Genomic DNA, 24,075 nt, shown 5'->3' with positions numbered 1-24,075 from the left:
ATGTCCAATCTCATCGTGCACGGCGGCACCCCCCTTCGCGGCCGCATCATCCCCTCTGCCAACAAGAACGCCGTGCTGCCGGTGCTGTGCGCCACCCTGCTCAGCGACCAACCCCTGAAGTTGCTGGGGGTGCCCGACATCACCGACGTGCGCAAGATCCTGGACATCTTCCGCACCCTGGGCAGCGAAGTGAGCATGGACCACGCGAGTGGTGTGCTGGAACTGCACCACCAGAACACCTGTTTCGACCCGACGCGCCATCACCTGCCCGAGGAAATGCGCTCGTCCATCATGCTGGTGCCGCCCCTGCTGGCACGCTTTGGCGTGGCCCGACTCGAAGACAACGTGAAGGGTTGCACCCTGGGCGTGCGCGAGATCGACCCCCATGTCGAGGTGTTCCAGCAGTTTGGCGGCCGGGTCGAGCGGGCCGAAGGCTCGCTGCTGGTGCACAGCCCGGGCCGGCTGCGGCCGACCCAGCACTGGCTGGATTACGCGTCGGTCACCACCACCGAGAACTTCGTGCTGTGCGCTGCGGTGGCCGAGGGCACCTCGACCCTGACCAATGCGGCCTCCGAGCCCCATGTGCAGGAGTTCTGCCGGTTCATGCAGATGCTGGGCGTGCCGATCGAAGGCCTGGGTACCTCACGCATCACGGTGCATGGCGGCGCCCGCCTGGGCGGTGGCGAGTTCCGCTTTGACGAAGACTTTCACGAGATCACCACCTTCCTGGCCCTGGGGGCGATCACCGGCGGCGACGTGGTGGTACGCAACAGCGCGCCGGACAACTTTCCGCTGATCGACCGCACCTTTGCCAAGTTTGGCGTCAAGATCACGCACGAAGACGGCTGGTCACGCGCCAGCGTGCCCGGTGAGTTGCGCGTGCAGACCCCGTTCACCAGCAATGTGCTGACCAAGGTCGAGGCCGCGCCCTGGCCTTACTTTCCGGTCGATCTGCTGCCCATCTTCATTGCCCTGGGCGTGCGAGCCCAGGGAAACACCATGTTCTGGAACAAGGTCTACGACGGGGCCCTGGGCTGGACCGGCGAGCTGTCCAAGTTCGGCGCCCATGTGTTTTCGTCCGATCCGCACCGCCTGATCACCTTTGGGGGCAAACCCCTGAGCCCGGCGGTGGTCGAAAGCCCCTACATCATCCGGGTGGCGATTGCCCTGTTCATGGTGGCGGCCAGCATCGAGGGCCGCTCGGAGATCCGCAACGCCACCCCGATCCGCCGCGCCCACCCGCATTTTGTGGAAAACCTGCGCAGCCTGGGGGTGCAGGTGGACTGGCAGAACGAAGAGTGACCGCGGCTGGCGACCCAGCCGCCCCTTGAGCACGGCCCACAGCCCTGTCCGAAGGGGCGGTCCAAATGCGGGACAATTGCCACTTTACGCATTGAACCGTCCGAGACCTTCCATGAGCGACACAGCCCCGCAACGCCCTGAACTGCCCGACCACCTGTCCATCGACCCGCGCAGCCCGCACCACCTGGCCGCGGTGTTCGAACACGACATCGGCATCCACTTCAATGACAAGGAGCGCTTCGACGTCGAGGAATACTGTGTCAGCGAGGGCTGGATCAAAGTGCCCGCCGGCAAGACCCGCGACCGCAAGGGCCGCCCGCTGCTGATCACCCTCAAGGGCAAGGTCGAAGCCTTCTACAAGTCAATCTGACGCCGGCCACGCCCACCATGGACCTCACTGCACTGGACAACCCTTTCTGGAGCAGCCTGAACGGGCCCCATGCAGCGTGGTCGCAGGGTTCGGCCCGAGCCCGACGCTATGCCCCGGGCTTCACGCCCTTGCTGGGGTTTGAGCGGCCCGATGCCCCCGATTTTTCGGACCTCACCCCGCTGTGCGAGCTGGGTGAGCGCTTTTACTGCAAGGCCTGGGCTGGCGAAGCGCCCCCCGATTGGCAGGTGCTGGTCGAGGCGCCGGCTCTGCAGATGGTGTGGACCGCCGAGCCCCCTTCGAACCCACCCCCGGTCGATGCCAGGCGGCTGGGCCCTGCCGACCAGGCGGCCATCGAGGCCCTGGTGAAAGTCACCCAACCCGGCCCTTTTGGACCGCGCACACGCGAAATGGGTGAGTACTGGGGGGTGTTTGAAGCAGATCGCCTGATCGCCATGACCGGCGAACGCCTGCACCTGGGCCACCTGCGCGAGGTCAGTGGCGTGTGCAGCGCGCCCGAAGCCCAAGGCCGGGGCCTGGCCAGGGCTCTGATCGAAACCGTGGTGTCGGCCCAGTTGCAGCGCGGGCAGACCCCGTTCCTGCATGTGATGGCAAGCAATCAGCGGGCGGTGCGGCTGTATGAGCACATGGGTTTCAGAACCCACCAGACGGTGCTGCTGCGGGTGGTGGCCCGGCAGGGCTGAACTGGCGCCACATTGACGCCATCAAGGGCGACGCTTCAAAGACTTCGGAACCGGAACGACTCATCAGACCGGAGCAGACTTGGACCTCAGGCGAGCCAGCACTTGCGCCGCAGGCTTCAACCAGCCCTCCGCCACATCCTGATTGCCCAGGGCCAAAATCTTCAGCAGCGCCAATGATTCCTGGGTCTCCTCATAGGAGGCCACGTCCTGCAAGACCGCTTTGGCTTCTCCATTTTGAGTGATGAGCAAGGGCTCACGGCTTTCGGTCAGTGGCAAAAGAACCTCCGCAGCATGGGCCTTGAGGTAGCTGATGGGTTTGACCTGAGATGAAAAGCGCACGGCAAACCACCGAACTTTAACCGGACTGAATATAGTCTCTTAAGTGACCAAAAAAAAAGCCCCATGTCCGAAGACATGGGGCCATCATCGCGTCAACGATCAGAGCTGGCCGATCAACTCAGGCACAGCCACAAACAGATCGGCCTCCAGGCCATAGTCGGCCACGCTGAAGATCGGTGCCTCCGGGTCCTTGTTGATCGCCACAATCACCTTGCTGTCCTTCATCCCCGCCAGGTGCTGGATCGCGCCACTGATGCCGCAGGCCACGTACAGGCTCGGCGCCACGATCTTGCCCGTCTGGCCCACCTGCCAGTCGTTGGGCGCGTAGCCCGCGTCCACCGCCGCACGGCTGGCGCCGAGTGCCGCGCCCAGCTTGTCGGCCAGCGGGGTCAGCACTTCGTTGAACTTCTCGCTGCTGCCCAAGGCACGGCCACCCGACACAATGATCTTGGCCGCCGTCAGCTCGGGGCGGTCGCTCTTGGCGATCTCGCTGCCCACGAAGGCGCTCTTGCCGCTGTCGGCCTGGGCTGCGATGGTTTCCACCGCAGCGCTGCCGCCGGTGGCCGCCGCCGCGTCAAAGCCCGTGGTGCGCACGGTGATGACTTTGGTGGCGTCGGCGCTTTGCACGGTGGCGATGGCGTTGCCCGCGTAGATCGGGCGCTCGAAGGTGTCGGCGCTGATGACCTTGCTGATTTCGCTGATCTGCGCCACATCGAGCTTGGCCGCCACGCGCGGGGCCGCGTTCTTGCCACCGGCGGTGGCAGGGAACACGATGTGGCTGTAGTTGGCTGCCATGGCCAGCACTTGGGCGGCCACGTTCTCGGCCAGGCCGTGGGCCAGGGCTTCGCTGTCGGCGTGGATGACTTTGCTGACACCGGCGATCTGCGCAGCAGCTGCAGCGGCAGCGCCTGCGTTGTGGCCCGCCACCAGCACGTGCACGTCGCCACCGGCTTGCAGCGCGGCGGTCACGGTGTTCAGGGTGGCGCCCTTGATGCTTTGGTTGTCGTGTTCGGCAATAACAAGTGCGGTCATGTTCAGATCACCTTGGCTTCAGTTTTCAGTTTGTTCACCAGGGCGGCCACGTCGGCCACCTTCACGCCCGCACCTCGCTTGGGCGGCTCGCTGACCTTCAGGGTCTTCAGGCGCGGGCTCACGTCCACACCCAGGTCTTCGGGCTTGACGGTCTCCAGCGGCTTTTTCTTGGCCTTCATGATGTTGGGCAGCGTCACATAGCGCGGCTCGTTCAGGCGCAGGTCGGTGGTGATCACGGCCGGGATCGACAGGCTCAGGGTTTCCAGGCCGCCGTCGATTTCACGCGTGACGTTGACCTTGTCGCCCGCCACTTCAACCTTGCTGGCGAAGGTGGCCTGGGGCAGGTCGGCCAAAGCGGCCAGCATCTGGCCGGTCTGGTTGGCATCGTCGTCAATGGCTTGCTTGCCCAGAATGATCAGGCCCGGCTGCTCTTTGGCCACCAGGGCGTTCAAGAGCTTGGCCACCGCCAGGGGCTGCAGTTCTGCATCGGTTTCGACCAGAATCGCCCGGTCGGCGCCGATGGCCATGGCCGTGCGCAGGGTCTCCTGGCATTGGGCCACGCCGCAGCTCACCGCGATCACCTCGGTGGCCACGCCTTTTTCCTTCAGGCGCACCGCTTCTTCGACGGCAATCTCGTCAAAGGGGTTCATGCTCATCTTCACGTTGGCAATGTCCACACCCGTGTTGTCCGACTTCACCCGGACCTTCACGTTGTAGTCCACCACGCGTTTGACGGGGACGAGAATCTTCATGTTGCTTCCTCTTCAATGAATGCTGTGTTCAGTCGAGCTGGGCGCCAGACTGCTTGACCAGACGCTCCCAGACGGGAAATTCGCGTTTGTAGAATGTACCGAATTGTTCAGGGGTGTTGCCTACCGCCATGAAACCCATGGACGCTATGCGCTCCTTCACGTCGGGTAACGCGCAGACTGCGCGCACCTCGGCCGAAATCTTTTGCACGATGTCCACCGGGGTTTTGGCCGGTGCTGCCATGCCCACCCAGCCCGAGGTGCGGTACACCTCGTCCTTGAATCCCTGTTCCGGGAGTGTGGGCACGTTGGGCAGCACGGTCATGCGCTGCTCTCCTGTGACGCCGATGGCCTTGAGCTTACCCGTTTCAATGTGGGGTTTGGCGCCCAGGGCACTGGCAAAAGCCAATTGAATCTGCCCGCCAATCAAATCCTGCAGCATCGGGGCCTCACCCTTGTAGGCCACATGCGACATGTCGGCGTCCTGGGTCTGGCTCATGTAGGCCCCGGCCAGGTGGGCCTGAGACCCCACCCCCCAGGAACCGTAGGACAGCTTGCCCTTGTTCTTGGCCATGTAGGCCATCAACTCGGCACCGTTGCTCACCGGCAGGCCCGCATTGACCACCAGCACCGTGGGCGCATTGGCGATCAGGGACACCAGGGCCAGGTCCCGCTGGGCGTTGTAGGGCATCTTGGTGTACAGGAACTGATTGATCAGCAGCGAGGTGCTCAGCGACAGCACCAGGGTGTAGCCATCCGGCGCCGACTTGGCCACCGCATCGGTGCCCAGGATGCCCGCGGCACCGCCGCGGTTGTCGATCAGCACAGGTTGGCCCAGGCGTTGCGACAACTTCTCACCAATCACGCGGGCCACCGTGTCGGTGGCCCCGCCGGCGTTGAAGGGAACAATGATCTTGACCGGCTTGGTCGGCCAGGGTTCGGCGGCGCGCACGGGCATGGCCCCGGCCAACAGCCATCCGGCGGCGCCGGCCTGCGCCAGCCAGTGGCGGCGGGTGGTGTGGTTCACGTCTTTCATGGTGTCTCCTTTTTTGAATTCTTGCGGCGAAGGCTTCAGGCGGCGTGCCAGCGCACTTTGACGGGCAGGCGCTCCAGCGAGGCGGCCAGGGCGAGGGCCCAGGCCTCCGGGGCCACGCCATCCGCAGAGGCCACCCGCCAGCCATCGGCCGAGGGCTCGATGCGCAGCGCGGGCGCCTGGGCCAGGCCGGCCTCGGTCGCACATTGGCGCGCCAGGTCCTCGATCACGCTGTGGGTCGCCAGGGCCCGCAGGTCGGGCTTGAAGATCTTGCCCACATTGGTCATGGGCATGTGCTCCAGCACCGTGATGTGGCGGGGCCGGGCCGGGGCTTCGTCCACGCGGCCTGCGGCAAAGGCCAGCAGCTCCTGCTCGGTGACGCTCTGGCCGGGCACCAGCGTGACGTACACCACCGGCAATTCGCCGGCATAGGCATCGGGGGCCCCCACGGCGGCACTGAGCTGCACGGCTGGGTGGGCTGCGACCGCATCCTCGATCACCTTGGGATCGATGTTGTGGCCGCCGCGGATGATCAGGTCTTTGGAGCGCCCCGAGATGTGCAGACGCCCCAGCTCGTCCACAAAACCGACATCGCCGGTGGCCAGCCAGCCATCGGGGGTGAAGGCCTTGGCGGTGTCGGACGGGTCCAGAAAGCCCGAGAACAGGTTGGGCGACTTGAACAGGATCATGCCCGCTTGCCCGACCGGCATCTCTTCGTCGCTGGCATTGCCCTGGGCATCCAGGCGCACGATGCGCATCTGAACAAAGGGCAGCGCGAAGCCGACACAGCCGGCAGGCCCCACCACCCCGGGCGGGGTGATGGTGGAAATGCCCGCCATTTCGGTCATGCCCAGCGACTCATGGATCTGGATGCCGAACAGCTGCACGAATCGCGCGGCCAGCTCGGGCGGCAGGGGTGCCGCCCCGGTGCGACCGTAGCGCAGCGAGGAGATGTCGGCCCCCGCGAGCGGCACGTTGGCCAAGGCGGCCAGCACGGTCGGCACGGCCGACAGCACCGTGGTGCGGTAGGCCTCGACCAGCTTCCAGTAGTTCTGGATCACCGCCTTGTTGCGCATCAGGGTGGTGGTGGGAATGATGGTTTCAGCGCCGGCCGAGCAGGCGGTGAGCGCACCGGCCAACACGCCGGCGACATGGAACAGCGGATAGCCGTTGATCGTCACGTCGGAGGGCCCCATGCCCTGGACCTGGATGCTGGCCCAGGCCGAGAACACCTGGGCGCCATGGCTGTGACGGGCGAGCTTGGGGGCACCGGTGGTGCCCCCGGTGTGAAAGTAGGCGGCGATGTCGCCAGGCTCGATCTCGCGTCCGCTCACCAGGCGGTCCTCGGGCTGCGCCTCGATGCAGCGCCGGAAGCACTGCACACCGGCCGGCAGATCAGGGGTCTGCGATTCGTCATGCGGTGGCACCCGCAGCACGGTCTGCAGGCCAGGCAATCGGGCCAGCAGGTGCTGGGCCTTGGTCCAGTAGCCCGAGTCGCCATCGACCCCATAGGCGATCAGCACGCGGGCCTGGGAGGCCTGCAGCAGAGAGACCAGCTTGTCGTCGCTGAGCAGCGGGTTCAGGGGCTGGACGATGCCTGCCGCACCACCGCCCCACAGGGCCAGGTGGTACTCCAGGCAACCGGGCAGCAGCACGGCCACCGCATCGGCGGGCTGCAGGCCCAGGCTGTGCAGGGCGTTGGCTGTCTGGTGGATGCCGGCCAGCAATTGGCGGTAGCTCCAGCGGATCGGGGGCTGGCTGGGGTCCGCTGGGTCAGCGGTGCGCAGAAAGGTCAGGGCGGTCTTGTCGCCAAAGGCCGCCGCCGAGTTGCAGAAAATCTCGTAGGTGCTGCGCACGGGCAGCGCCTCGGCCAGCGGACGGGCCTGCTCGATGCGCAGGATGTCGGCCCGGCTTTGGACCGGATGGGCTTGGGAGAAAGGCGGATGGATCAGGGGCATGGGAACGGGCGAAAAGAGGGTGACAGGGGGAGCAGCAAGACCGCACCCGGCAAGTTACGGCCGGACGCGTCAACCGTCAGTCGTCTGCGAGACCCCGTTCACAACGGGGTGCTGCCAGGCTCATTCGAGGGCGATGCCTTTGTCCCGAATCACCTTGCCCCATTTGGTGTCGTCCTGCTGGACCCGCTGCGCCATCTGGTCCGGAGCCTGGAAGCGGGCAAACGTGCCAGCCTGCAGCAGCTTGTCCTGGGTTTCCTTCTCGGCCAGGATGGCCTTGACCTCGTCGGCCAGGCGGTTCACCACCTCTTTGGGGGTGCCGCCCGGGGCCATCAGCCCACCCCAGGACACCGCGTCAAAGCCGCTGATGCCCTGCTCGGCCACGGTCTTCACATCGGGCAGCATGCTCACACGCTGAGGCGACCCCACCGCGATGGCGCGCAGCTTGCCCGATCGGATGTGCGGCAAGGCCGCCACCAAGTCGGCATACATCATCGGCACCTGGCCGCCCAGCAAGTCGGTGATGGCCGGCACGCCGCCCTTGTAAGGCACATGCTGCATGTCGAAACCGCCAAGCTGCTTGAGCAGTTCCATGCTCAGGTGGCCGAAGCTGCCGGCGCCCGAGCTGGTGTAGTTGATCTGACCCGGTTGAGCCTTGGCCTTGGCGATCAGTTGCGCCAAGGTGCTCACATCGGGCAGCACCGTGGGGTTGACCACCATCACGATGGGCAGGTCGTACACGGTGGCCACGGGGCTGAAATCCTTCACGATGTCGTAGCCGGCCTTCTTGTAGAGGTGCGGCGCCAGCAACGTGGGGGTGGCCAGCATCATCAGGGTGTAGCCGTCCGCGGGGCTCTTGGCCACGGCCGCAGCGGCAATCGAGCCCGACGCGCCGGCGCGGTTCTCGACCACCACAGGCTGCTTCAGGCGCTCGGCCAGGCGCTGACCGACGATGCGCGAAGCGGTGTCGGTGGGCCCGCCGGGGGGGAAGGGCACGATCAGCTTGATCGGGCGGCTCGGAAAGCTTTGCGCCAGGGCCACAGCCCCCAGGGTATGGGCAGCCAGCAGCCCGCTCAACAGGCCCAGTGCCCAACGACGGCCCAGGGTCAGGCCCGCGCCCGAAGCGCCAGCAGAAATTTTGCTCATCAAACAGTCTCCGTCGACAGGCTGGGGCCCCATGGGCCCCGCCCGCCTTTGTTGCAATCAGAAATGGACCGGCGCAGGGCTCAAAGCACGCCGCGGGCCTTGAGATCGGCCACGCGGGCTGCATCCAGCCCCAGCAGCTCGCTCAGCACGTCCTGCGTGCCCTCGCCCAGCACGGGCGGGGGGCGACGCACCGGCAGGCGTTCACCATCCAGCCGGTACGGGGGCGCCAGCACCGCCATGCTGCCCACCACGGGGTGGGGCTGCTCGGTCACCAGGCCGCCACGCACCGCGCGCTCGGAGGTCAGGGCCTCGTGCAGGCCCAGCACCTCGCCGCAGGGAATGCCCACCGCAGCCAGGCGCTCCAGCAGCAGCTTGCGCGGACGGGCCTTCAGCTCGGCCAGGAGCTGGGGTACCAACTCGTCGCGGTTGGAACCACGGCCCAGGTTGGTCTTGAAGCGCTCGTCGCTGGCGATGTCGGGGCGGTCAATCACGTCGCGGGCAAAGCGCTCAAACTGCGCGTTGTTGCCGACGGCGATCACCAGCGGGCCGTCGGCTGCGTCGAACACACCATAGGGCACGATCGAGGGATGGGCATTGCCAAAGCGCGGCGGGTCTTTCTGCTGCAGCAGGGCCTCCAGCCCGTAGTAGGCGGTGATCATCAGGCCGCTGTCGAACAAGGCCATCTCGATGTGCCGGCCCTGCCCCGTGCGCTGGCGCTCGAACAGGGCCGCCAGCACGGCCTGGGCCGAGTACATGCCCGTGAACATGTCAACCACGGCCACGCCGAACTTCAGCGGCGGCTGGGTGGCCTCGCCGTTCAGGGCCATCAGGCCGGCCTCGCCCTGCACGAGCAGGTCGTAGCCGGGACGGGCCGCCTCGGGGCCGGTGCGGTCATAGCCTGATACCGAGCAGTAGATGAGATCGGGCTTGAGGGCCTTGAGCTGCTCATAGCCCAGGCCCATGGTCTCAACATCGCCGTACTTGAAGTTCTGGATCACCACATCGCATTGCAAGGCCAGATCGCGCACGATCTGCTGGCCTTCGGGGGTCTTGAGGTCGACCGTGACCGAGCGCTTGTTGCGGTTCACGCTGTTGAAATAGGCTGTCTCGGTCTCGCCAATGCGCAGGCCCCAGTCGCGGGTGTCATCGCCCCGCTTGGGGTGCTCGACCTTGATCACCTCGGCGCCGAAATCACCCAGCACCATGCCGCACCAGGGGCCGGCCAGCACGCGGGAAAGATCGAGCACACGGACGCCGGCCAGCGGCAGTCCAGAGGGGGAAGCGGTCATGGGTCTTGTCTCCGTCAAATCGTTGAGGTCAGCCGGGCTGGCGCAGTTTCACGAAGTCGGGTTTGCGCTTGTCGAGAAAGGCACCGATGCCCTCCAGCGATTCTGCGCCACCCTGGGCCCGCACCATGTGCTGGGCCTCCAAATCGAGCTGCTGCTCCAGCGTGGCCTGGGGGGCGGAGCGGCAAAGCGCCTTGATCGCGGCATTGGCCTGCAGGGGGCCGTCTGCCACCTGACGGGCCAGGTGCACGGCCTGGGCCAGCGCATCACCCGCGTCGGTCAGGCGGTTGACCGCACCCAGGGCGTGCAGGCGCTCACCCGTGATGCGCTCGCCGGTCAGGCACAGCTCGGTCAGCACCTGGCGCGACACGAACTCGGCCAGGAAGGCGGTGGCGCCGCCATCCGGCGTGAGACCCACCTTGACATAGGCCACCGAGTAGATGGCGTCGCGCGCGCTGACCAGCAGATCGCAGGCCAGGGCGATGGACAGGCCCGCGCCGGCGGCTGCGCCTTCGACCGCGGCGACCACGGGCTTGGGGCAGTCGCGCAGGGTGCGGATCAGGTCATGCAGCCCCTCCAGGCGCTGCCGGCGCTCGGCCTCGGGCAACTCGCGGCGCTTGATCAGTTGGCGCAGATCGCCGCCCGAGCAGAACATGCCGCCAGCGCCCGTCAGCACCACGGCGCCCACCGAATCATCGGCGGCCGCCTGCTGGAGCGCCGCGGTGAGGGCGGCATAGAACTCGGGCGACAGCGCGTTGCGCACCGCCGGGTTGTTGTGCGTGAGCACCAGCACAGCGCCCTCGCGCTGCTGCAGCAGGATGGGACCGGTGGCGGCGCTCATGCCACGCTCCGGCCCAGCGCGATGTAGCGCTGCAGGTGGTGGTCCTCGTCGCCCAATTGATGGTCGATCATGACCAGGCGCTTGGCATAGTGGGCCAGGGGCAGTTCCCAGGTCATGCCGATGCCGCCGTGCATTTGCACAGCCTCTTCGGCCACCCGGGCACCAATGCGCCCGATGCTGAACTTGGCCGCCGACAGCGCGCGCTCGCGCGTCACGCGATCTGCCTCCATGGCTGCGGCAGCGTTGATCACGGCCGAGCGGGCCTGCTCGATCTCCAGCAGCACATCGGCCATGCGGTGTTGCAGCGCCTGAAAGCTGCCGATCGGCACGCCGAACTGCTTGCGCGTCTGCAGGTACTCCAGCGTGTACTGCTTGGCCACGTCCATAGCCCCCACGGCCTCGGCGCACAAGGCCAGCAGGCCCCAGCCGATGGCCAGCTCGAGCGTGGCAAAGCCCTGCCCTGCGGCACCCAGCAAGGCGTCGGCGCCCACTTGCACCCCTTGCAAGGTCAGCTCGGCGGCCCGCCCGCCATCAATGCGGCCATAGCCGCGCAGCTGCACGCCAGCCGCGTCGGCCGGCACCAGGAACAGCGAGATACCGTCTTCGGACTCGATATCGCCCGACACCCGGGCGCTGATCAGCAGCAACTGCGCCGCCTGAGCCTGCAGCACGACCGCCTTGGCGCCGTCCAGCTGCCAACCGGTGGCCGTGGCCGTGGCACGCGTGGCGACGCGCGACAGTTCATAGTGGTTGCCCGGCTCATCATGGGCCAGCGCAGCCACGGTGCTGCCATCGATCAGGCCGGCCAGCGCCGCCTGCTGGGCCGGGCTGCCGGCCGCAGCCAGGGCGCGGCCCACGATCAGGGTGCCCAGAAAGGGTTCGACCACCAGGCCGCGGCCCAGGCTCTCGAACACCACGCTGACGTCAAAGCCGGCGCCGCCAAAGCCGCCCACGGATTCAGGAAAGAGCGCGCCCAGGGCGCCGATCTCGGCCAGTTGCTGCCAGACGGAGGTGCTCAGGCCCTGCTCGCTGGCCGCCACCTGATTGCGCACCTCGAAGGGGTACTGCTCGGTGATGAAGCGGTTCAGGGTGTCCGCCAGCATGCGGCGGTCTTCGGTGTGTTCAAAGTTCATCGCGGTGTCCCTCGCTTCACAGGCCCAGGATCATCTTGGAGATGATGTTCTTCTGGATCTCGTTGGAGCCGCCGAAGATCGACAGCTTGCGGTTGTTGAAGTAGATGGCGGCCGCCTGGGCCGCCTCGGCCGGGCCCACGGGCTCGTCGGCATAGCCTTCGTACATGGCCTCTTCGATGAAGGGCAAGGCGTAGGGGCCCATGGCCCGGCGGGTGAGCGAGGTCAGCTCCTGGCGGATCTCGGTGCCACGGATCTTCAACATCGAGCTCTCGGCCCCTGGCACACCGCCACCAGCCACGGCAGCGATCACGCGCAGGTTGGTGGTCTTCATGTTCTCGAGATCGATCTCGACCTTGGCCAGGCGGGTGGCAAAGGACGGGTCTTCGATCAGCGGACGACCCTGGCGCTGCACCTTGGCCGCAATGCGCTTGAGGCGCTCGAGTGCCGCCACACTGAAGCCCACGCCGGCGATGTTGGTGCGCTCGTAGGTCAGCAGGTACTTGGCGTAGGTCCAGCCCTTGTTCTCCTCGCCCACCAGGTTGGCGACCGGCACCTTGACGTCGGTGAAGAAGACTTCATTGACCTCATGCTCGCCGTCCAGCGTGATGATGGGGCGCACCTCCACACCGGGGCTGTTCATGTCGACCAGCAGGAAGCTGATGCCCGACTGCTGCTTGGCGTCGCGGTCGGTGCGCACCAGGCAGAAGATCATGTTGGCGTGGTGGCCGAGCGTGGTCCAGGTCTTCTGGCCGTTGACGATGTAGTGATCGCCCGTTTCGTCCTTGGCTCGCACCGCCGTGGTCTTGACCGAGGCCAGATCCGACCCCGAGCCGGGCTCCGAATAGCCCTGGCACCACCAATCGTCACCGTTCAGGATGCGCGGCAGCCAGTACTGCTTCTGGGCCTCGCTGCCGTACTTGATCAGCACCGGGCCCAGCATGTTGACGCCGAAGGGCACGATGCGCGGCGCACCGCCCACGGCACATTCGTGCTCGAAGATGAACTTCTGAACGGCGCTCCAGCCTGGGCCGCCATACTGCGTGGGCCAGTGATTGGCCAGCCAGCCACGCTCATTGAGCAGGGTGTGCCACTCCACCGAGTCAGCCCGGGTCAGGCGCAGGCCGGCCTTGACCTTGTCGCGCAGGCGCGCCGGCAGCTTGTCGTTCAGAAAGCCCTGCACCTCGGCACGGAAGGCTTCTTCTTCAGGGGTGAAATTCAGGTCCATGGGGGCTCCGGGATCAGAAGATTTCGAACAGGCCGGCGGCACCCATGCCACCGGCGATGCACATGGTGACCACGGCCCACTTGGCCTTGCGGCGACGACCTTCCAGCAGCACGTGGCCGGTCAGGCGGGCACCGGTCATGCCGAAGGGGTGGCCGATGGAAATGGCGCCACCGTTGACGTTGAGTCGCTCGTCCGGGATGCCGAGCTTCTGCTGGCAGTAGATGGATTGCGAGGCAAAGGCTTCGTTGAGCTCCCACAGGTCGATGTCTTCGACCTTGAGGCCATGGCGGGCCAGCAGCTTGGGCACGGCAAACACGGGGCCGATGCCCATCTCGTCGGGCTCACAGCCGGCAATGGCCAGGCCTCGGAAAGCCCCCAGGGGCTGCAGGCCCAGGCGCTCGGCCTCGGCGGCTTCCATCAGCACGCAGGCCGAAGCGCCATCGGACAGCTGCGAGGCGTTGCCCGCGGTGACGAACTTGTCGGGGCCATTGACTGGCGCCAGCTTGGCCAGGGCCTCGTAGGTGGTGCCGCGGCGGTTGCAGTTGTCAGCAGTGGCGGTCACCTCTTGCTTCGTGACTTCCTTGGTCTCTTTGTTGACCACGGCCATGGTGGTGGTGCAAGGCACGATCTCTTCGGCGTAGCGGCCGGCCAGTTGGGCCTCTTCGGTCTTGCGCTGGCTTTCGGCCGAGAAGCGGTCCTGCGCCTCGCGGCTGATGCCGTAGCGCTGGGCCACGATGTCGGCGGTCTCGATCATCGACAGGTAGAGCTCGGGCTTGTGCTCGACGATCCAGGGGTCGAGTGTGAGTTGGGCATCGTCGCGGCTCTTGATGCCCGAGATGCTTTCCACGCCACCCGCGATCATCGCCGGCACGCCTTCGGTCACGATGCGACCCGCCGCCATGGCGATGGCTTGCAGGCCCGAAGCACAGAAACGGTTGACGGTGGTGCCGCCGATGGACAAGGGCAGGCCCGCGCGAATGACGGCCTGCCGGCCGATGTTGCGACCGGTGATGCCCTCGGGGTAGCCGCAGCCCAGGATGGCGTCTTCGATCAGGGCTGGGTCGATGCCCGAGCGCTCCACGGCGGCCTTGACGGCGAAGGCGGCCAGCGTGGGGCCGGGGGTGATGTTGAACTCGCCGCGGTGCGACTTGGTGAGCGGGGTGCGGGCGGTGGAAACAATGACGGCTTGGCGCATGGTGTGTCTCTTTTGAAAAGGTTTATTCGGACTTGTTGAGCGAGTCGAAATTGGCGCCCTTGGCGACCAGTTCCACCAGCAGGGGCGAGGGTTTCCAGAACAGCGGGTCTTCCTTGGCGAACGATTCGATGTCCGCCAGGATCTGCGGCAGGCCCACCATGTCGGCGTACTTCATGGGGCCGCCGCGGAAGCGCGGAAAGCCGTAGCCGTAGACAAAGGTCACGTCCACATCGAGCGGGCGCAGCGCGATGCCCTGATGCACCACGTTGGCCCCTTCGTTGACCATGGCGGCCATGTAGCGGCGCATGATTTCTTCGTTATTGAAGGCGCGCGGCGTGATGCCGGCGCGCGCGCGCTCGGCGTCCACAATGGCCAGCACCTCGGGGTCGGGGCTGCCCACGCGGGCCCCATTGGGGTACAGGTAGTAGCCCCGCGCAGTCTTCTGGCCGAACCAGCCACGCTCGCAGATGCGGTCGGCAATCTGCACGTAGCGGGCCTTCGGGTCGCGGGTGGCGGCGCGGCGTTTGCGCGTGGCCCAGCCGATGTCGCCACCGGCCAGATCAGACACCTGGAACGGACCCATCGGGTAGCCGAAATCGCGCACGGCCTGGTCGATCTGGTAGGGCGAGGCCCCATCTTCCATCATGTGATCGGCCGCCGTACGGTACACCGCCAGGATGCGGTTGCCGATGAAGCCGTCGCACACGCCGGCGCGCACCGGCACCTTCTTGAGTTTTTGCGCCAGCGCGAAGGCGGTGGAAACTACATCAGCACTGACCCGGGCCGGCACCACGATCTCAAGCAGCTTCATGATGTTGGCCGGCGAGAAGAAGTGCAGACCCACCACGTCCTGCGGGCGGCTGACGCTGCCCGCGATCTCGTCGATGTCGAGGTAGGAGGTGTTGGTGGCCAGCACGGCGCCAGGTTTGCAGACACGATCCAACTCGGCAAACACGGCCTTCTTGACACCCATCTCCTCGAACACGGCCTCGATCACCAGGTCGACCTGGGCCAGCGCGTCGTAGGTGGTGCTGCCTGTGAAGCGCGCCATCACCGCGGCCTTGGCGTCAGGGCTCATGCGGCCCTTGGCGATCAGGCCGTCGTACACCTTCTCGACATTGGCACGGCCACGCGCAATCGATTCGGCATCGCGTTCGACCATGGTGACCGGCAGACCGGCATCGAGCACCGACACCGCAATGCCCGCACCCATGGTGCCGCCCCCCACCACCCCGATGGTGTTGAAGGGGCGCGGCTGGGCGGCCTTGGCCTCGGGCACTTTGACCACTTCGCGCTCGGCGAAAAAGGCATGGATCAAGCCCGCACGTTGCGGGCTGTCAATGCACTGCAGGAACAGCTCGCGCTCGTGCTTCATGCCTTCGTCAAAGGGCAGGTCGAGGGCGCCCTGCACGGCTTCGATGATCTTGAGGGGGGAGAACAGGCCCTTGCTCTTTTTGGCGGTGTCGGCTTTCAAGGCGTCGAGCTGGGCCTGGGCGGTGGCCTTGTCGGCCAGGGCCGGTGCGTCGCAGCTGCGGCGCACGGGAGCCTGGCGGGCCAGCAGTTCGCTGGCGTAGGCCATGCCTTCGGCCAGGGCATCGGCCGCCGTGCCCACACGGTCGACCAGGCCCAGCTTGACGGCCTCATCGGCGCCGATGTGGCGCCCGCTGAGCATCAGCTCGACCGAGGCCTGGACACCGGCCAGGCGCGGCGCACGCTGGGTGCCCCCCGAACCGGGGATCAGGCCCAGCTGAACCTCGGGCAGGCCGAGCTTGCTGCCGGGCATGGCCACGCGGTAGTGCGCGGACAGGGCGATTTCGAGCCCGCCCCCCAGGGCCGGGCCGTGGATGGCGGCCACCACCGGCTTGCTGCACAGCTCGATGGTGCGGCACACCTCGGGCAGCGAAGGCGCCTGCGGCGGCTTGCCGAACTCGCGGATGTCGGCGCCGGCGATGAAGGCACGGCCCGCCCCCACGATCAGCACGGCCTGCACGGCGGGATCGGCTTCGGCGGCCTCGATGGCGGCCTTGAGGCCGGCACGCACCGCCACGCCCAGGGCGTTGACGGGGGGGTTGTCCACAGTGGCCACCAGCACAGCGCCGCTGCGGGTGGTCTTGACGGCTTCGGTCATGGTTTTTGTCTCCGGAGGCAATGAATGGCAAGCAGACGGCTGGCAGAACTCAAGCAGTTGAATTCGCCACAGCCAGCGATTGTTGTGGCGACAGTCATTCTTGACAATCCCATGAACCATTGACAGACTGTCAAACCATTTTTGACAACCACTCATCCGATGCACAGCCTGGACCTTGGCTCCCTCACCCTGCTGGTCGAGATCATTGACTCAGGCAACCTCAGCCAGGCGGCGCGCAAGCTCAAGATGAGCCGCGCCAATGTGAGCTACCACCTGAGTCAGCTGGAAAAATCGGTGGGGGTGCAACTGGTTCGGCGCACCACGCGCCGGGTGGAGCCCACCGAAGTGGGCATGCGGCTGTACGAGCATGGTCGCAGCATCGTCAACGAATTGCTGGCCGCTCGCGAAACCATCAACACCCTGGGTCAGGGTCTGCAGGGCCGCGTGGGCCTGAGCGTGCCCAGCGGCTACGGGCAGATGGTGATGTCGCCCTGGCTGATCGAATTCAAGCGCCTGTACCCCGGCATCGTGCTGGACGTGATGTTTGAGAACCGGGTGGACGACCTGGTGCGCGACGGCGTGGACATCGCCATCCGCGTCATGCCCGAGCCCCCCCCTCAGTTGGTGGCCCGCGACCTGGGCCCGGTGCGCTACCTGGCCTGCGCTTCCCGCAGTTGGCTGCAGGCACACGACCGGCCGCTTTCGCTGGAGCAGTTGCGCACCGCCCCATTGATCACCTCAGGGGTGGTCGGCCGGCAATTGCGCCTGCGGGCCTATCTGGAGGGGGTACGCGAAGAGGTCACGCTGGAGCCAACGCTGATTTCCGAGCATTTTCCATTCCTGCGTGACGCCATCCTGGCCGGGCTGGGGGTGGGCCTGGTGCCCGATTACGTGGTGCAGGACGCGGTGGACAGTGGCGAGGTGCAGACCCTGTTCGACGAATACCGACTGAGCATCTTCGGCACCGGCATGTACCTGCTGTACATGCCCAACCGGCACCAGACGCGGGCAGTGCGCACCTGCATCGATTTCATCCTGGGCAAGGCCATGCCGGGCCACAGCCCGCAAGAAGCGGTGGGCGGGCTCTGAAGCTCAGGCACCGACCAGGTGGCGCACGGCGTGCATCAGTTCAGTCGGAGAGAAGGGCTTGGTCAGGTAGCCGCGGGCCCCGGCATCACGGGCCTGGTCCACATCCACCTTTTTGTCGAGGGCCGACAGCATCAGCACCGGGATGCCGGTGAGCTCCGGGTCCATGGTCACGGCCTGGCAGACCTCGTGCCCTGACATGCCGGGCATCATCACGTCGCAGATGATCATGTCGGGGCGACGCAGGTGGGCCATCTCCAGACCCTCGGCTCCATGGCTGGCTTCGACCACGTCGAAATCCTCGAACTCGAGCGTCATGCGCAGCAGGCGTCGGATGTCTTCGTTGTCATCAATGATCAGCACCACTTTGCTGAGGCTCATGCTCGGGCTTCCGGTTGAATGTCTGGGACCGAACTGAATCGGGCTGCGGGATTTTAAGGCCGCTTGGCCGCCAGCTCCCGCGCGCGACCCGCAATACAGGGCAAGTCCCGAGGCAGGGCTGCCACCCTCCTCACAGCCAGATAACTGGGCTATTCTGCAGGTCGAGAGGTGCCAATGGGGTGCCTGCCCCCGAAAAACACACCGAATGATCGACCCCAGCCGAACGGCCCTTGTGCTCAGCGGAGGTGGCGCGCGTGCTGCCTACCAGGTGGGCGTGCTCAAGACCCTGGCCGCCCTGCGCCGCGAGGCCGTGGGCGAGGCGGACAGCCGGGTCAACCCCTTCGGCATCATCGTCGGCACCTCGGCCGGTGCCATCAACAGCGCCGCCCTGGCCTGCCACGCCGACGACTTCAACGGTGCCGTGGCCCGCATCACCGAGGTGTGGGAGCACTTTCATGCCGAAGACGTGTACCGCGCCGACATGCTCGGCGTGGCCCGCAACGGGGCCCAATGGCTGACCATGCTGTCGATCGGCTGGGCACTGGCGCGCTGGCGGCGCTTTCGGCCGCGCTCGCTGCTCGACAACAGCCCTCTGGTCGGCCTGCTGCAGCGCGTGGTGCCCATGAACCGCCTGCCCGCCATGCTGGCCCGCCGCCATGTGCAGGCCCTGGCCGTGACCGCGTCCAGCTACAGCACGGGCGAGCACGTCACGTTCTATAACTCGACCCAGCCCATTGAGCCCTGGGTGCGCTCGCAGCGCCTGGCCGTGCCCACGGCGCTGTCGCACGAACACCTGCTGGCCTCGGCGGCGATTCCGTTCGTGTTTCCGGCCCAGCGCCTGTTCAGCGAAGGCCGCTCGGCCTGGTATGGCGATGGCACCATGCGCCAGACCGCACCGCTGTCACCGGCCATCCACCTGGGGGCGCAGCGCATGCTGGTCATCGGCGCCGGCCGCATGCACGAACCCGCAGCCCAGCGCCTGCCCGACCGGCGCTACCCCAGCCTGGCCCAGATCGCCGGGCACGCCATGTCGAGCATCTTCCTGGACGCCATGGCGGTGGACATCGAGCGCCTGGCGCGCATCAACCGCACCCTGTCGCTGCTGCCGGCGCAGGCCCTGGAGAGCACGCCGCTGCGCCCGGTGGAATGTCTGGTGATCGCGCCCAGCCAGCGCCTGGACGACATCGCCGCCCGCCACCTGGACGCCCTGCCGGGGCCGGTGCGCACCTTGCTGCATGGAGCGGGGGTCAGCAAGGCCGGCCCGCAGGCCCAAGGCTCGGCCCTGGCCAGCTACCTGCTGTTCGAGGCGCCCTACACCCACGCCCTGATGGCACTGGGCGAGGCCGACACGCTGGCGCGGCACGAGGAGGTGGCCCGGTTTTTCGGCTGGCCCCAAGCGCGGCTGGCCCAGCCGATTGTCTGAGCGCACAGCCTGAATGGGCCGCGTGAGAGATCAGGCCTCTTCTTCGGGGGGGGCGTCCCACAACGCGATCTGGGCGCGCAGGCCGGCCGACACGGGGTGCGCCCGATCCACCGCCTTGACGCGGCGCTCGAAATCCGAACCCGCAGCAATGCAGCTGCGTGGCACCTTCTTGCCCGGAAAGCTGTCGGGGTAGACGCCATCGGCCAGCGGGCGCACGCGCAGTCGCAGCCCGCGCTTGACCATGAGCTCGCGGGCATACAGCTCGGCCAGCTGATCCAGCGTGACCCAGCCCGAACGCACCTTGTCTTCACCCGAGCCGCGCAGGCTCAGCATCACCTCGAACAGGCCGGCATGTTCACCGTCCGGCTCGGCAAAGGGGTGCACCGTGAAAGTGGCCGGCTCGGTGACCTTGCGGCCCTTGTAGACGTGTTCGATGGCAATGTCGGTGAGGATCATGGCTGTTGCTCCTGCTCGGTGTCGTCGGCGTCATCTTCGCCATCATCGCCGTGCTCGTCCAGCCCAGCCGCCAAACCTTCTGCCAAGGCCGCTTCGTGCTTGGACACCCAGCCCTCAGGTCGGGGCGGGCGCTGTGCCGCGCGGGCCAGCACCTCGACATAGGCCTGGGCAGCACCGCCCTTGGCGATGGCATCGACCTGGGCGATCAGGCCCGACAGCAACACCCCTTCGGCGTTGTCCTTGTCGGCGCCGATGCGGCAGTCGAAATCCCAGAAATCAGCCCCCTCGGGCAGGTCGCGGCGACGCTCGCGCTTGAGGTATTTGCGGATGTCGTGCTTGACCGATTCGAGCACCCGGTCGGGGTGGCGGCCTTCAGCCTGGAAACTGTATGTTTTTCTCACAAGAGCCCTTCAGATGCCAGCGCCTGCCCCCTGTGGGTAGCGCTGGCCAAGGGCGCGATTATGCGACCTGCGGGTTCTCAGAGGATTGCAGGGCCCCCAAAAGCAGCGGCAGCACCGCTGGCATGCTGCGCTCGTTCCACACCAGATGCACCTCCGACCGGATGTCCGAGGGCGGCAGCAGGTGATAGGCCACCCCGGCCACACCGCTGCCGGCCAGCGCCTGGGGTACCAGGGCCCAGCCCATGCCCTTGCCGACCAAGGCCACCACGCTGAGCCAATGCCGAACCTCGTGGCGCACGCGCGGCTGCAGGCCCAGTTGCCCCGACAAGGTGAGCACGCGCTCGTAGTAGTCAGGCGACGCCCCGCGCGAGAACAGCACCAGCGGCTCGCTGGCCAGGGCGGCCAGATCCAGGCCCTGAGGGCCACCGGCCGGGTGGGCCTCAGGCAGGCAGGCCACAAAGGGCTCGGACATGTACAGCGAGCGGCTCAGGTCAGGTGGCACGCGGGCCGTGTGCACAAAGCCCAGATCGATGCTGCCACGGGACATGGCCTCCAGTTGCTGGGCTGAGTTCAGCTCGATCAGCTCGGTCTGGACCTGGGGATGCTCGGCCTGGAAGGCGTGCAGCCGCTCGGGCAGACCGCGAAACAGCATCGAGCCGACAAAGCCGATGCGCACCCGGGCTGTGACCCCCTGGGCCACGTCGCGCGCCCGCTGTGCGGCGGTCTCGGTCTCGGCCAGCACCCGGGCGGCCGACTGCCGGAACACTTCACCGGCCGGGGTCAGCTTGACGCCGTGGCTGTTGCGCTCAAGCAGTTGAACCCCCAGGCTCTGCTCCAACTGCTTGATGTTGAAGCTCAAAGGGGGTTGGGCGATGTGCAGACGCCGGGCCGCACGGCCAAAGTGCAGTTCATCGGCCAGCACCAGGAAGTAGCGCAGGTGGCGCATTTCAATGGCCATACAAATTTTAGATCGGATCAGTGAAATTCAATATTAGACACAACAGTCCGGGGTTTGAACAATGCCGCATCCCCTGCCCTGGAGCCCGCCCCATGAACGCCCGCCTGCCCCAAGCCGTGACCCCGATGAGCACGGCCTCTCAAGCCCCCCACGCCGCGCCCGGCGAGCACCCGGTGCCAGACCGCGCCGGCACCAACGCCTACCTCGAAGACACCGAACTGCAGCAGTTGCTGCCCCTGTACCTGCCCCCGGATCTGGTGGCCCACCTGCAGCCGCATCTGGAGCGCCTGGGCGCCCTGGCTGGTGGCCGGCTCGACGAGTTGGCCCACAGCGCCGACCAGAACCCACCCACCCTGCAACTGCGCACCCGCACCGGGCTGGATCACGAACGCATCCTCAAGCACCCCGACTACATCGAGATGGAGCGGCTGGCCTTCAGCGAATTCGGCCTGGCCGCCATGTCTCACCGCGCGGGCGTTCTGGGCTGGCCTCAGCCCATGCCGGCGGCGGCCAAATACGCCTTGAGCTACCTGTTCGTGCAAGCCGAGTTCGGCCTTTGCTGCCCACTGTCGATGACCGACTCGCTGACCCGCACCCTGCGCAAGTACGGTGACCCTGCCCTGGTGCAGCGCTACCTGGACCGCCTGGTGACGCAAGACCTCGACGCCCTGACCCAGGGCGCCATGTTCATGACCGAGCAAGGCGCGGGCTCGGACGTGGCGGCCACCAGCACTGAAGCGCGCCCCGACCCCGAAGACCCGCAAGCCTGGCGGCTGCACGGTGACAAGTGGTTTTGCTCCAACCCGGACGCGGGCCTGGCCATGGTGCTGGCACGCCACCAGGGCGGCCCGGCCGGCATGAAGGGCGTGTCGCTGTTCCTGCTGCCGCGCGAGCTGCCGGACGGCAGCGCCAATGCCTACCGCATCATCCGCCTCAAGGACAAGTTGGGCACCCGATCGATGGCGAGTGGCGAGATCCGCCTGGAGGGCGCCAAGGCCTGGCTGGTGGGCGAGCTGGGCCGCGGCTTTGCACAGATGGCCGACATGGTGAACAACTCGCGCCTGTCCAACGGCATGCGGGCCGCCGGTCTGATGCGCCGCGCCGTGGCCGAGGCCCTGCACATCGCGCGCCACCGCCAGGCCTTTGGTCGCCACCTGATCGACATGCCGCTGATGCAGCGCCAGCTGGCCAAGATCCTGCTGCCCGCCGAAGAGGCCCGCAGCATGGTGTTCCAGACCGCCGACGCGCTGCGCCGCGCCGACGCAGGCGAACCCGGCGCCTACGCCCTGACCCGGCTGCTGACCCCGTTGATCAAGTTCCGCGCCTGCCGCGATGCACGCCGTGTGGCGGGTGATGCCATGGAGGTGCGCGGCGGCTGCGGCTACATCGAAGAATGGGGCGACCCCCGCATCGTGCGCGACGCCCACCTGGGCTCGATCTGGGAGGGCACCAGCAACATCGTGGCCTTGGATGTGATGCGCGCCATCCGCCGCGAGGGCTCGCTGCCGGTGTGGCAGGCCCATGTGCGGCAACTGGTGGCCGACAGCCAATGGCACCCCGCGGCCCAGGCCAAGCTGCTGGGCCTGGTGGACCAGGCCAGCGCCCTGGCCCTGGCCGCCACCGAGCGCGAGCACGAAGCCCTGACCCGTCAGGCCGCCTCGGCGCTTTACCACCTGACAGCCGCCGCCGCCATGGGCTGGGAGGCCAGCCGCAGCGGCTCGGCCCGCCGCATGCTGATGGCCCAACTGGTGCTGCAGCACCGCTTGCTGCCGCACAACCCGCTGCAAGGCCCGACAGCCACCACGGCCGACCTTGACCTCAGCCCCTTGTTCGAGGCTACGCCCGCAAACGGCGGCGTGGCCCGAGTCAACCTGTGGCCTGACACCTGAGCCCGCTTCAAAAACAACAGGAGACAAGCCCCATGACCCGACACCTCAATCGCCGCCAAGGCCTGCACCGCCTGAGCCTGCTGGCCAGTGCCCCCCTGCTGCTGAGCGGCCTGCCCGCCCACGCCCAGGGCACCAACCCGTCCACCAACCAGCCTGTCACCCTGGTGGTGCCCTTCTCGCCCGGCGGACCCACCGATGCCATGGCCCGCACCCTGGCCAACGCGCTCAAACCTCTGCTGGGCCAAAGCGTGCTGGTGGACAACCGGCCCGGCGCAGGCGGCAACATCGGCGCCGAGGTGGTGGCCCGCGCCGCGCCCAATGGCAACACCCTGCTGTTCGGTACATCGGGCCCGCTGGCCATCAATGTGAGCCTGTACAACAAGATGGGCTACGACCCGGTGAAGAGCTTCGCGCCCGTGATCCGCATTGGCCACCTGCCCAATGTGCTGGTGGTGCACCCCGGCCTGCCGGCCAGGAACGTCAGCGAACTGATCGCCCACGCCAAGGCCAACCCGGGCAAGCTGAGCTATGCCTCATCGGGCAATGGCGCCAGCTCGCACCTGGCGGGGGTGCTGTTCAACATGCGTGCCGGCACCGACATCCAGCACGTGCCCTACAAGGGCACCGGCCCGGCACTGAACGATCTGCTGGGGGGCCAGGTCTCGATGGCCTTCACCGATGTGCTGACTGCTCTGCCCCACATCAAGGCCGGCAAGCTGCGCATCCTCGGCGTCACCTCGGCCACCCGCTCCAAAAGCCTGCCCGAGGTGCCCACGCTGCAGGAACAGGGCCTGAACCCGTTCGACGTCAGCGTGTTCTTCGGCATCGTGGTGCCGGCCGGCACCCCGCCCGACACCATCAAGCGCCTGAACACAGCCCTGGTGCAGGCGCTGAACCAGGCCGAGGTGCGCCAGACCCTGGAGGCCCAGGGCCTGGAGATCGCCACCCAGACCAGCCCCGAGCAATTGGGCCAGTTCATCCGCAGCGAGGTGGCGCTGTGGCGTGAGGTGGTGAAAGCCTCAGGGGCGCAGCTCGATTGAGTGCCC

At 66.9% G+C, this 24,075-nt stretch carries 23 protein-coding genes; 7 read left to right on the top strand and 16 right to left on the bottom strand.

The window, feature by feature from the left end:
• The 3 genes from AC3WUT_RS06345 (at window position 1) to AC3WUT_RS06335 (ending at window position 2,373) form a co-directional block, all read left to right on the top strand.
• Window positions 1–1,302, top strand: coding sequence for a UDP-N-acetylglucosamine 1-carboxyvinyltransferase (locus tag AC3WUT_RS06345; protein ID WP_492346236.1), 1,302 nt, complete (start codon window positions 1–3; stop codon window positions 1,300–1,302).
• A gap of 112 nt (window positions 1,303–1,414) precedes the next feature.
• Window positions 1,415–1,672 (top strand): DUF3297 family protein, encoded by a 258-nt coding sequence (locus AC3WUT_RS06340; protein WP_492346235.1) that lies wholly within the window; start codon window positions 1,415–1,417, stop codon window positions 1,670–1,672.
• Between the two features lie 17 nt (window positions 1,673–1,689).
• On the top strand, window positions 1,690–2,373 hold the full coding sequence (locus AC3WUT_RS06335; RefSeq protein ID WP_492346234.1) for a GNAT family N-acetyltransferase: 684 nt from the start codon (window positions 1,690–1,692) through the stop codon (window positions 2,371–2,373).
• Between the two features lie 63 nt (window positions 2,374–2,436).
• Here the strand turns inward: AC3WUT_RS06335 and AC3WUT_RS06330 are convergent, their stop codons facing one another.
• From AC3WUT_RS06330 to AC3WUT_RS06275, 12 genes are all read right to left on the bottom strand, one after another.
• Window positions 2,437–2,712, bottom strand: coding sequence for a type II toxin-antitoxin system Phd/YefM family antitoxin (locus AC3WUT_RS06330; RefSeq protein ID WP_492346233.1), 276 nt, complete (start codon window positions 2,710–2,712; stop codon window positions 2,437–2,439).
• A 99-nt stretch (window positions 2,713–2,811) separates the two neighbouring features.
• Complete coding sequence (locus tag AC3WUT_RS06325) at window positions 2,812–3,744, bottom strand: electron transfer flavoprotein subunit alpha/FixB family protein (RefSeq protein ID WP_492346232.1); 933 nt, start codon at window positions 3,742–3,744, stop codon at window positions 2,812–2,814.
• Window positions 3,745–3,746: 2 nt separating this feature from the next.
• Window positions 3,747–4,496, bottom strand: a complete 750-nt coding sequence (locus AC3WUT_RS06320; protein WP_492346231.1) for an electron transfer flavoprotein subunit beta/FixA family protein — start codon at window positions 4,494–4,496, stop codon at window positions 3,747–3,749.
• Between the two features lie 28 nt (window positions 4,497–4,524).
• A complete protein-coding gene (locus AC3WUT_RS06315; protein WP_492346230.1) occupies window positions 4,525–5,529 on the bottom strand; it encodes a Bug family tripartite tricarboxylate transporter substrate binding protein in 1,005 nt (334 codons plus the stop codon).
• Window positions 5,530–5,564: 35 nt separating this feature from the next.
• Window positions 5,565–7,484 carry an acyl-CoA synthetase gene (locus tag AC3WUT_RS06310; protein ID WP_492346229.1) on the bottom strand — a complete coding sequence of 640 codons (1,920 nt, stop codon included), beginning with the start codon at window positions 7,482–7,484 and terminating at the stop codon, window positions 5,565–5,567.
• A 120-nt stretch (window positions 7,485–7,604) separates the two neighbouring features.
• Entirely contained in the window at window positions 7,605–8,627 is a 1,023-nt protein-coding gene (locus tag AC3WUT_RS06305) for a Bug family tripartite tricarboxylate transporter substrate binding protein (protein ID WP_492346228.1), read from the bottom strand.
• A gap of 80 nt (window positions 8,628–8,707) precedes the next feature.
• On the bottom strand, window positions 8,708–9,916 hold the full coding sequence (locus AC3WUT_RS06300; RefSeq protein ID WP_492346227.1) for a CaiB/BaiF CoA transferase family protein: 1,209 nt from the start codon (window positions 9,914–9,916) through the stop codon (window positions 8,708–8,710).
• A gap of 28 nt (window positions 9,917–9,944) precedes the next feature.
• The gene (locus AC3WUT_RS06295; protein ID WP_492346226.1) at window positions 9,945–10,754 is read right to left on the bottom strand and encodes an oxepin-CoA hydrolase, alternative type; all 810 of its coding nucleotides are present in this window, start codon (window positions 10,752–10,754) and stop codon (window positions 9,945–9,947) included.
• Window positions 10,751–11,887, bottom strand: coding sequence for an acyl-CoA dehydrogenase family protein (locus AC3WUT_RS06290; RefSeq protein ID WP_492346225.1), 1,137 nt, complete (start codon window positions 11,885–11,887; stop codon window positions 10,751–10,753). Before AC3WUT_RS06290 ends, AC3WUT_RS06295 begins: the two co-directional genes overlap by 4 nt.
• 16 nt (window positions 11,888–11,903) lie before the next feature.
• Window positions 11,904–13,112 (bottom strand): acyl-CoA dehydrogenase family protein, encoded by a 1,209-nt coding sequence (locus AC3WUT_RS06285; RefSeq protein WP_492346224.1) that lies wholly within the window; start codon window positions 13,110–13,112, stop codon window positions 11,904–11,906.
• Between the two features lie 13 nt (window positions 13,113–13,125).
• Window positions 13,126–14,307 carry an acetyl-CoA C-acyltransferase gene (locus AC3WUT_RS06280; protein WP_492346223.1) on the bottom strand — a complete coding sequence of 394 codons (1,182 nt, stop codon included), beginning with the start codon at window positions 14,305–14,307 and terminating at the stop codon, window positions 13,126–13,128.
• Between the two features lie 22 nt (window positions 14,308–14,329).
• Window positions 14,330–16,435, bottom strand: coding sequence for a 3-hydroxyacyl-CoA dehydrogenase NAD-binding domain-containing protein (locus AC3WUT_RS06275; protein ID WP_492346222.1), 2,106 nt, complete (start codon window positions 16,433–16,435; stop codon window positions 14,330–14,332).
• A gap of 168 nt (window positions 16,436–16,603) precedes the next feature.
• Between AC3WUT_RS06275 and AC3WUT_RS06270 the strand changes: the two genes are divergently transcribed.
• Complete coding sequence (locus AC3WUT_RS06270; protein ID WP_492346657.1) at window positions 16,604–17,524, top strand: LysR family transcriptional regulator; 921 nt, start codon at window positions 16,604–16,606, stop codon at window positions 17,522–17,524.
• Between the two features lie 3 nt (window positions 17,525–17,527).
• On the opposite strand, the gene AC3WUT_RS06265 is transcribed toward AC3WUT_RS06270, so the two are convergent.
• Window positions 17,528–17,902: a response regulator gene (locus AC3WUT_RS06265; protein ID WP_492346221.1), complete on the bottom strand. Its 375-nt coding sequence runs from the start codon at window positions 17,900–17,902 to the stop codon at window positions 17,528–17,530.
• Between the two features lie 205 nt (window positions 17,903–18,107).
• Between AC3WUT_RS06265 and AC3WUT_RS06260 the strand changes: the two genes are divergently transcribed.
• Entirely contained in the window at window positions 18,108–19,325 is a 1,218-nt protein-coding gene (locus AC3WUT_RS06260) for a patatin-like phospholipase family protein (protein WP_492346220.1), read from the top strand.
• Between the two features lie 30 nt (window positions 19,326–19,355).
• Here AC3WUT_RS06260 and AC3WUT_RS06255 read toward each other — a convergent pair whose 3' ends face one another.
• The 3 genes from AC3WUT_RS06255 to AC3WUT_RS06245 are packed head-to-tail and all read right to left on the bottom strand — an operon-like array spanning window position 19,356 to window position 21,140.
• Window positions 19,356–19,781 (bottom strand): hypothetical protein, encoded by a 426-nt coding sequence (locus AC3WUT_RS06255; RefSeq protein ID WP_492346219.1) that lies wholly within the window; start codon window positions 19,779–19,781, stop codon window positions 19,356–19,358.
• Window positions 19,778–20,182 (bottom strand): DUF6172 family protein, encoded by a 405-nt coding sequence (locus AC3WUT_RS06250; RefSeq protein WP_492346218.1) that lies wholly within the window; start codon window positions 20,180–20,182, stop codon window positions 19,778–19,780. The genes AC3WUT_RS06255 and AC3WUT_RS06250 overlap by 4 nt, the downstream gene beginning before the upstream one ends.
• Window positions 20,183–20,240: 58 nt before the next feature.
• Window positions 20,241–21,140, bottom strand: a complete 900-nt coding sequence (locus AC3WUT_RS06245) for a LysR family transcriptional regulator (RefSeq protein WP_492346217.1) — start codon at window positions 21,138–21,140, stop codon at window positions 20,241–20,243.
• Window positions 21,141–21,265: 125 nt separating this feature from the next.
• On the opposite strand from AC3WUT_RS06245, the gene AC3WUT_RS06240 reads away from it, so the two are divergent.
• Together AC3WUT_RS06240 and AC3WUT_RS06235 are read left to right on the top strand one after the other, a co-directional pair.
• On the top strand, window positions 21,266–23,029 hold the full coding sequence (locus tag AC3WUT_RS06240; protein ID WP_492346656.1) for an acyl-CoA dehydrogenase family protein: 1,764 nt from the start codon (window positions 21,266–21,268) through the stop codon (window positions 23,027–23,029).
• 32 nt (window positions 23,030–23,061) lie between these two features.
• Complete coding sequence (locus AC3WUT_RS06235) at window positions 23,062–24,069, top strand: Bug family tripartite tricarboxylate transporter substrate binding protein (protein ID WP_492346216.1); 1,008 nt, start codon at window positions 23,062–23,064, stop codon at window positions 24,067–24,069.
• The last annotated feature ends 6 nt before the right edge of the window (window positions 24,070–24,075 follow it).

It is taken from the genome of Curvibacter sp. EU05-FHT14A10, from assembly GCF_058791075.1.
This window is presented reverse-complemented; position numbering and strand designations above follow the sequence as displayed.

Coding starts and splice junctions, on each gene's coding strand:
- AC3WUT_RS06345 (WP_492346236.1), top strand. CDS start 1: ATGTCCAATCTCATCGTGCACGGCGGCACCCCCCTTCGCGGCCGCATC.
- AC3WUT_RS06340 (WP_492346235.1), top strand. CDS start 1,415: ATGAGCGACACAGCCCCGCAACGCCCTGAACTGCCCGACCACCTGTCC.
- AC3WUT_RS06335 (WP_492346234.1), top strand. CDS start 1,690: ATGGACCTCACTGCACTGGACAACCCTTTCTGGAGCAGCCTGAACGGG.
- AC3WUT_RS06325 (WP_492346232.1), bottom strand. CDS start 3,744: ATGACCGCACTTGTTATTGCCGAACACGACAACCAAAGCATCAAGGGC.
- AC3WUT_RS06320 (WP_492346231.1), bottom strand. CDS start 4,496: ATGAAGATTCTCGTCCCCGTCAAACGCGTGGTGGACTACAACGTGAAG.
- AC3WUT_RS06315 (WP_492346230.1), bottom strand. CDS start 5,529: ATGAAAGACGTGAACCACACCACCCGCCGCCACTGGCTGGCGCAGGCC.
- AC3WUT_RS06310 (WP_492346229.1), bottom strand. CDS start 7,484: ATGCCCCTGATCCATCCGCCTTTCTCCCAAGCCCATCCGGTCCAAAGC.
- AC3WUT_RS06305 (WP_492346228.1), bottom strand. CDS start 8,627: ATGAGCAAAATTTCTGCTGGCGCTTCGGGCGCGGGCCTGACCCTGGGC.
- AC3WUT_RS06300 (WP_492346227.1), bottom strand. CDS start 9,916: ATGACCGCTTCCCCCTCTGGACTGCCGCTGGCCGGCGTCCGTGTGCTC.
- AC3WUT_RS06295 (WP_492346226.1), bottom strand. CDS start 10,754: ATGAGCGCCGCCACCGGTCCCATCCTGCTGCAGCAGCGCGAGGGCGCT.
- AC3WUT_RS06290 (WP_492346225.1), bottom strand. CDS start 11,887: ATGAACTTTGAACACACCGAAGACCGCCGCATGCTGGCGGACACCCTG.
- AC3WUT_RS06285 (WP_492346224.1), bottom strand. CDS start 13,112: ATGGACCTGAATTTCACCCCTGAAGAAGAAGCCTTCCGTGCCGAGGTG.
- AC3WUT_RS06280 (WP_492346223.1), bottom strand. CDS start 14,307: ATGCGCCAAGCCGTCATTGTTTCCACCGCCCGCACCCCGCTCACCAAG.
- AC3WUT_RS06275 (WP_492346222.1), bottom strand. CDS start 16,435: ATGACCGAAGCCGTCAAGACCACCCGCAGCGGCGCTGTGCTGGTGGCC.
- AC3WUT_RS06265 (WP_492346221.1), bottom strand. CDS start 17,902: ATGAGCCTCAGCAAAGTGGTGCTGATCATTGATGACAACGAAGACATC.
- AC3WUT_RS06260 (WP_492346220.1), top strand. CDS start 18,108: ATGATCGACCCCAGCCGAACGGCCCTTGTGCTCAGCGGAGGTGGCGCG.
- AC3WUT_RS06255 (WP_492346219.1), bottom strand. CDS start 19,781: ATGATCCTCACCGACATTGCCATCGAACACGTCTACAAGGGCCGCAAG.
- AC3WUT_RS06245 (WP_492346217.1), bottom strand. CDS start 21,140: ATGGCCATTGAAATGCGCCACCTGCGCTACTTCCTGGTGCTGGCCGAT.
- AC3WUT_RS06240 (WP_492346656.1), top strand. CDS start 21,266: ATGAGCACGGCCTCTCAAGCCCCCCACGCCGCGCCCGGCGAGCACCCG.
- AC3WUT_RS06235 (WP_492346216.1), top strand. CDS start 23,062: ATGACCCGACACCTCAATCGCCGCCAAGGCCTGCACCGCCTGAGCCTG.